General features: G+C 58.2%; 4 protein-coding genes. 1 reads left to right on the forward strand and 3 read right to left on the reverse strand.

What is annotated here, in order from left to right; genetic code table 11:
- Positions 1-424: 424 nt before the first annotated feature.
- Positions 425-2,920 (forward strand): WD40 repeat domain-containing protein, encoded by a 2,496-nt coding sequence (locus BGIM_RS0101510; RefSeq protein WP_157368558.1) that lies wholly within the window; start codon positions 425-427, stop codon positions 2,918-2,920.
- Positions 2,921-2,985: 65 nt separating this feature from the next.
- Here BGIM_RS0101510 and BGIM_RS56790 read toward each other — a convergent pair whose 3' ends face one another.
- From BGIM_RS56790 to BGIM_RS0101525, 3 genes are all read right to left on the reverse strand, one after another.
- Positions 2,986-4,221: a cyanophycinase gene (locus BGIM_RS56790; RefSeq protein WP_020468038.1), complete on the reverse strand. Its 1,236-nt coding sequence runs from the start codon at positions 4,219-4,221 to the stop codon at positions 2,986-2,988.
- Between the two features lie 85 nt (positions 4,222-4,306).
- Positions 4,307-5,137, reverse strand: a complete 831-nt coding sequence (locus tag BGIM_RS48225; protein ID WP_020468039.1) for a creatininase family protein — start codon at positions 5,135-5,137, stop codon at positions 4,307-4,309.
- Positions 5,138-5,188: 51 nt separating this feature from the next.
- Entirely contained in the window at positions 5,189-6,184 is a 996-nt protein-coding gene (locus tag BGIM_RS0101525; RefSeq protein WP_020468040.1) for an isopenicillin N synthase family dioxygenase, read from the reverse strand.
- Positions 6,185-6,545 lie beyond the last annotated feature (361 nt).

Below are 6,545 nucleotides of genomic sequence, written 5' to 3' on the forward strand. Positions count from 1 at the left end.
CTATGTTTATGATGATGATTTACTTTGTCAGCTTGGCGGTCATATTTGACGAAGTAGAAACGCATCTGATTTTCAGATAATGATTCGGGTGATGGGTTATTACTTCAGAGAATTGGCTCAAAGCATTACTGTGGCGCGGCCCAAGCATTGATCGCGTGCCCGCAATCGAACGGTTTCCAAGCGATTCCGTTTCAGCATGCCGACGTGACTTTGTAAGCAGAACGGTTACTTCCCAAGCGGGATGACGTATTCCGTTTCTTTCTGAATTACCGGATAAACATCAATAATCCTGATGGTCAGGGAGTTCTCGCATCGCTCATATGCGGCCAAAGGGGCTAAAATGAACCGCTTTCACTTCTGTCAATTATGTGTTCGTTGCCTGCTTCCAATCGTTCCGGGCAAAATCGAGCTTGGCCGATTGCTCATGGTTTGGCTCGCTGGGCTGGCTTGGGCCGCCGTTAGCCCGGCTCAATCGAAAGATTTGGTCGCTCAGGCGCCGAATGCAGGAACAGAGCCGAGGTTGGACGCGGAAGGGATTCCGTTGCCGGACGGAGTGATAGCCCGTCTTGGCTCGGCCCGGTTTCGTTTCGCCGGCACCCCCACCTGCCAAATTGCTTACTCAGCCGATGGCAAACAGATGGCCGTCGGACATGGCGGCGGGGTAACCGTTCTCGACACGGCCACCGGCCAACCGCTTCATTATCTGCCGATGCGTGATCGATCCTGGGCGCAGATTATCCGGTTTTTGAGTGACGGCAAACGTTTGGCTGTCGGCATCCGTGGCGTCAAATCAGATCTGGCCATCTACACGCTGGCTGACGGCAAGACCGAGAAAATTTGGCGGCTTCCCGGCGAGAACGAAGTGAACGTCGCCGATATTACCCCGGACGGGGAACAAGTGCTGGCCGTGGACTGGTTCGCAAAGGTCTATCTATGGGACGCGAAGGCAGGCCAAGAAATCTGGTCCTTTCCCCACACGGAACCGGCGTCTGTTTTGCCGTTCACGGCCGATGGCAAACATTTCATTCTTGCCGGCTCCGAGAAGTCGTGCTTGCATGAGGCCAACACCGGGAAACTGGTTCAGAACTTTCCAAAACCGGACATGAGGTTCTCCAGACGCTCCCACTCCGCCGGAATTTCTTCGGACGGACGACTCGTCATCAAGGCTGACAAGAGCGATTTCATCATGGTGATGGCTGCCCAAGGGGAAAATCAGTTGCGGGTTTTGCCCGCCAAGCCCCCGGTTGGCCGACGGGGAGGTCGTTTCTTGTTCTCCCCTGACGGAAGGTATCTTGTGGACTTGGACACCCAAGTCTGGGATCTGAAAGAAAAAGACGACCAAGGGCCGGTGGCCCGTCTGCCGGGCGCTTGGGCGGCTGGTTTTTCGCCCGATGGCAAGACGCTTGTCTTGGCCGGTGACGGGTTGCTGACGTTTTGGTCGGTCGGAGATTGGAAACGGTTGCCATTGGCCGCCTCCCCCGCCTCCCCGGTGAATCGCGCATGGTTTACGCCAGACGGGAAGCAAGTTCTTGGAACCACGCAGACCGGTTGGATTGTCTGGCCGACAACCGGTGGTCCGGCCAGGCGGCTTTCGGACGACTCTCCTGTCATTGGCGAGAGGCTGGCCGACGTGTCCGCCGACGGGCAAACGGCCGTTGACGTAGTGGCTGGCGCTGGCAAGAAGGAGGGTCGTAACACGTACGATCTGCGAATCGCAGAGTTGGGAACGGGAAAGGTTCGGCTCGTCCCGCTGGAAGGCCCTCCGACGATGCCTTTGATGATTAGCCAGGACGGACGGCAAGTGTCAGTCAATGTTCCGAACGTAGCGTTTAGCGTTTGGGATACCGGCACCGGCAAGATTCTGTATCGTCAGCCCGATGACCACCGAGGTTTTTTGTTGGGAACCCTGCCGACAGCGGACGGGCGTGCCCTGACCTTGTCCCTCCGGGGCACGCCGGACAAAGACGGCGGGGATGGCGCGGGGCCGGATTTGTCGGCCGTGACGATCACGGACCATATTACCGGCCGGAAACAGGATCTCATCCCGGTTCCTTGGAGAGTGTATTCTGGCGGAGGCCGGTTCAGCCGGGATGGGAAATATCTGGTGTTGCACGGATGTTTCAATAATCGATCAGGCGATAGTGTCAGTGTCTGGGACGTGCATTCCGGCCGGCGGTTGATGTATCGAGAACAGGCGGAGAGGCATACACACGCCATTTCTCCGGCGGCCGATCACCGAAGTATGTTGATCGGCGACGATCATGGAACACTGACCTTGGTGGAAACGGCGACGGGCGGCGACCGGGCCGTTTTTCAACATCGCGGAGTTGTCTTGTCGGCGAATTTCTCCACCGACGGAACGAAGGTCGTCTCCACCAGTGCGGAGGCTCCGGTTTATGTGTGGAACCTGCTTGGCGACACCAGCCGGTGGGATGCCGCCAAGGTTGACACGATTTGGGCCGCCCTGAGTTCGCCGGACGCAAAAGCGGCCTTCGCGGCCATCCGCGAACTGCGGATGAACCCGAATGAGGCGGTTGCGTTTTTGGCCGCCCGAATGAAACTCCCGGCCGTCCCGACCAACGCGGCGGTTGCAAAATTGCTCAAAGGGCTGGATGCTTTCGACTTCAAAGAACGGGAGCGTTCGCAACGGGAACTGGCAAACATCGCCGACATGATTCGTCCGAAACTGGCGGCGGCTCGCAAGGAGGCTTCGGAGGAAGTTCGGCCGCGACTTGACCAAGCGCTGAAATCAATCGAAGATCACACGCCGGAAAGGCTTCGCCAATCGCGGGCCTGCGAGATCCTTGAAGGAATCGCCACTCGGGAGGCAGTCCGGGTTCTCAAGACTTGGGCGGCTGGCGCGGAAGGGGCTCGTCTGACGGAGGAAGCCAGGGATTCGCTGACGAGGCTTCGGCGTTGACAGACTTTTTTTCAAGCCCGGTCGATCGCTCGCCCCGATACTTCAAGAGTTGGAGAGCCCAAAGATTATTTCACGCCGGAGGGAGTCTTCTCCTCAATCTTGGCCCGTTTGACCAAGTCGTATCGGGTTCCCGCCGGAAACGCCTCGAAGTCCGGCTCGCCTTCCTTGACCGGCTTCTTTCGGTCGTAGAAGTGCGCTTTGCCGAGGCCAAGGATTTCGGCCACCGATCCTTGCACGACAATGGCTGTTGATTCGTCGAGGCCAATGCCCAGAAACTGAGGGTAGGTGTTCATCAAGGCCGTCATGTCTTTGAATCGTTTGCGGGCGGTAAAGTGTTGGTCGATCGCCACGCCGGGAAGGAAACCCAAAGCCCGCTCGTACCCCTCGCACATCATGATGCCCGGCCCGGCCGGGGCTCCCCGCACCATGTAATCCCCTTGAATCGTCGCGCCGGCGGAACTGCCGCCGATGACACCGCCACGGTTCAACACGTCACGGAATAGTTCCGGCAGCTTCGTCCCTTCGTAAGCGTCCATGAAGTTCCATTGGCGTCCCCCGCCGAACCAGACACCCGTCGCCTTCCGGAGAGTTTCGATGATTTTGGGATCTTCCAGGTCTTTCTGTTCACGGAAGGGAATCACCGTGACATTCTTCGCGCCCAACTTGCTCAGGAACTCTTCCTGCTTCCGGAGGTCAATCGGGTCGGGCATCGAGATCGGCAGCGACAAAAAATGTCCGGCCTCGCCGCCGCCGGCCTTGATGAACCGCTGGCTGATTTCAGGTGTGAGACCGGCGCCGCCGACAATCACCAATGTTCCTTTCGGAACAACCGGGGCCGGCAATTCCTTGGGCGGGTAGGGACTGCCGTTGGCCCGTTCGGCCGCGCAACGCCGGAGTTCGTTGTAATCGGCGGTCGTTTTGCCCTTGAGTTCGATGGTCCGGGCTTCGCGGCCGGCCGACTTGGCCAGCCGAAGGGTCACGACGCCTTGCCCGATATTTGAGACAAAGCGTTTGTCGATTTGCAGGATCGCTTTCTCCGGGACATGGACGCCCACTTTGCCAGAAGCGGGCAAGTCGTCCGGCTTCACCAAAAAATGGAAGCCGGAAGGCGGCGAATCCGAGCGAGCGTCAATGACGGCGCTCTCTTTTGGCTTCTCGAACTCCTTGGGCAATTCCCCGTTGGTGACAAGCAATCGCCCGCGAAGACCGTAAGGCGAAAGATGCTCCGGCGGTCCCTTGGATTCTTCGGCGAATCCAACGCAAGCCCATGCGAAGAAGACAAAGACGGCCAGACGAATCATGGTATCCTCATGAAGGTTGAAACAATTTGTTGGTGACTTCTTAATTGTCGGCATCAATGCCAATGACTCTCTCGCGTCGGCAATCTCATGGTTTCGGCGTCGTTGAATTGATCGCTTTGCGGACAATCGCCGCCGTGGCATCGGCCCGAATTTCGATGATTTTGCGTCCGCGTTCGATGGTTTTTTCAAGAGGGTCCAAGTCCACGGCGTTGACTTTGAATGTCCCGGCGGCCTGGCGTTGTTTGGCGCGGATCAGCATTGGGTCAATCGCGGCCAGTGTGGCTGAGACGGCGTAGCTATCATGCAAGCCTTGGTCTTTCTCGCGGACACCCTCCGCCTGAAGCCATTTCTCAACCGGCGTGTGGTCGTAATACTCCGGAACGAAAATGATCCGGGTCTTGTCCCCCGCCCACTTTGCGTTCAATTGTTCCGCGACCTTCTTCATGCCTTTCTGATTGCCGCCGCTGTCCCCGATCAGCACGATGTTCCGGAACCCGTGTGCCCGCAAACTGGAGACGATGTCGGTCAGCAGGCACACAAAGGTCTCTTCGGTGACGCTGATCGTGCCCGCAAATTTCATATGACCGCCCGGCGGGTCAATCGCGCCTTCCGGCACAAAAGGAACCACCGGGGCGACGAGGGTGTCGCCCAATTTTCGGGCGGTGGCTTCCGCGGTGGCCCGGACAATATAGTTATGCTTCCCGGTGATGACATGCGGCCCGTTCTGCTCGATCCCGCCCGTGGGCACAATCACGGTCACTTTCCCGGCCTTGATGGCGTCACGCACCTCAGTCCACGTCAGTTCTTCCAAGAACAGTGTGCCTTCCGTCCCGGGTTCGGCGGCAAAAGTGTTCGGCGGCATCAGAAGCCCGACGAACCAAAAACAAGCAAAACGGGCAAAGCATAAAATCTTCATCTGATCTCTCGCGACAGCCGGGGCGAAATAGGTTTCACGAAATTCGCCCGATCACAAAACCTTTGCTTTGAGACCGGGAAAGACCTTGCCCACTTTGCCCAAGAGATAATCTCCATAGGTGCCTTGAAAAACATGGACGCTGGTTTTGTCCCAGCGGGAGGCGTGGTCATCCGGCGTGATCTCCCCGGATGGTAGATCGACGGTCTGGACAGGGCTAAAGAAGTTTGGATCAAAGAAGAACGGAAACGACAGCCGGTTTCGCGGCGCCGGGTTGCGAACACGATGCGGCGTTGAACGATAGATGCCTCGCGTCATGCGGTCCAGCATGTCGCCGATGTTGCAGACAAACGATCCCGGCAATGGCGGGGCGGCGATCCATGAGGCCCCCGATTTGACCTCCAACCCTCCGGCGTCGTCTTGCAACAGAATGGTGAGCAAACCGTAATCGGTGTGTTCACCGACTCCCCACAGACCGGGGTCGGCTGGCGGCGGGTAATTGAAAATCCGAAACAGCGTCAGCGGATCGCGCATGCCATGATCGGCGAAATAATTTCCATCCAGGCCCAAGCCCAGCGCGAGGCCAGCCATCAACCGGTGCCCCAGACGGGTCAGCGCGGCCATGTAGGAGAGGACGGCCTCGCGCAATCCGGCAGGCTGTTCCGGAAACAAGTTGGGGCCATGCAGCGGCGTGTGCGCCAGCGTCAGAGGATGATCGGCCGGCAATTCCTGGCCGAAATAAAGCCCTTCCTTCTGGTCCGGCTTGCCGGAAGTCAATTCGTCTCCGACGCGGAAATAACCCCGCCAAGCCCGCCCGCCATATCGCATGGCGATCCGATCCTTGACCTCGACGGGCAGCGAAAAAAACTCACGACTCAGATCATGCAGCCGACGCTGGAGTTCGGTGTCCACCCCATGACCGGTGACATAGAAGAATCCGCTCTGCCGGCACGCGGCGTCTAACTTCGCCGCGACGGCGGCCATCCCGGTTCCCTCCGAGAGCAAGGGGCTCACATCGATCACCGGAAGATGAGTGAAATCAGAACGCATCGAGCCCTTGCTTCGGTGTCGTCTTGCGCCGAGTGTAAGTCGCAAAAAAATTGGAAGCTGCAATGCCGGTGCGGCATGGAATTGAGTTTCATTCTACGGCGGCCGTTGTAACCGAGATGACATAGTGGAAGAGCGGATGACACCGCCTCAATTCTGCTGTGTTGAGCCAAGCCTCGCCAGAGCGGCCAATTGGTCAACGACCCGGCTCTCTTCGCCGATAGGACAAAACGAATTGGGCATAGGCTTGGGCCGGCGCGTCCTTGTCCGGGTCGAACCCGAAGGCCCTCATCTCGGCCAATGCCTCCTCTGGCGTCCATTGGGGCGTTATGCTAGTTGCGGGAAGGCCAGTCGCTTGATTTTT

The organism is Zavarzinella formosa DSM 19928, from assembly GCF_000255705.1.
Classification (GTDB): Bacteria; Planctomycetota; Planctomycetia; order Gemmatales; family Gemmataceae; genus Zavarzinella; species Zavarzinella formosa.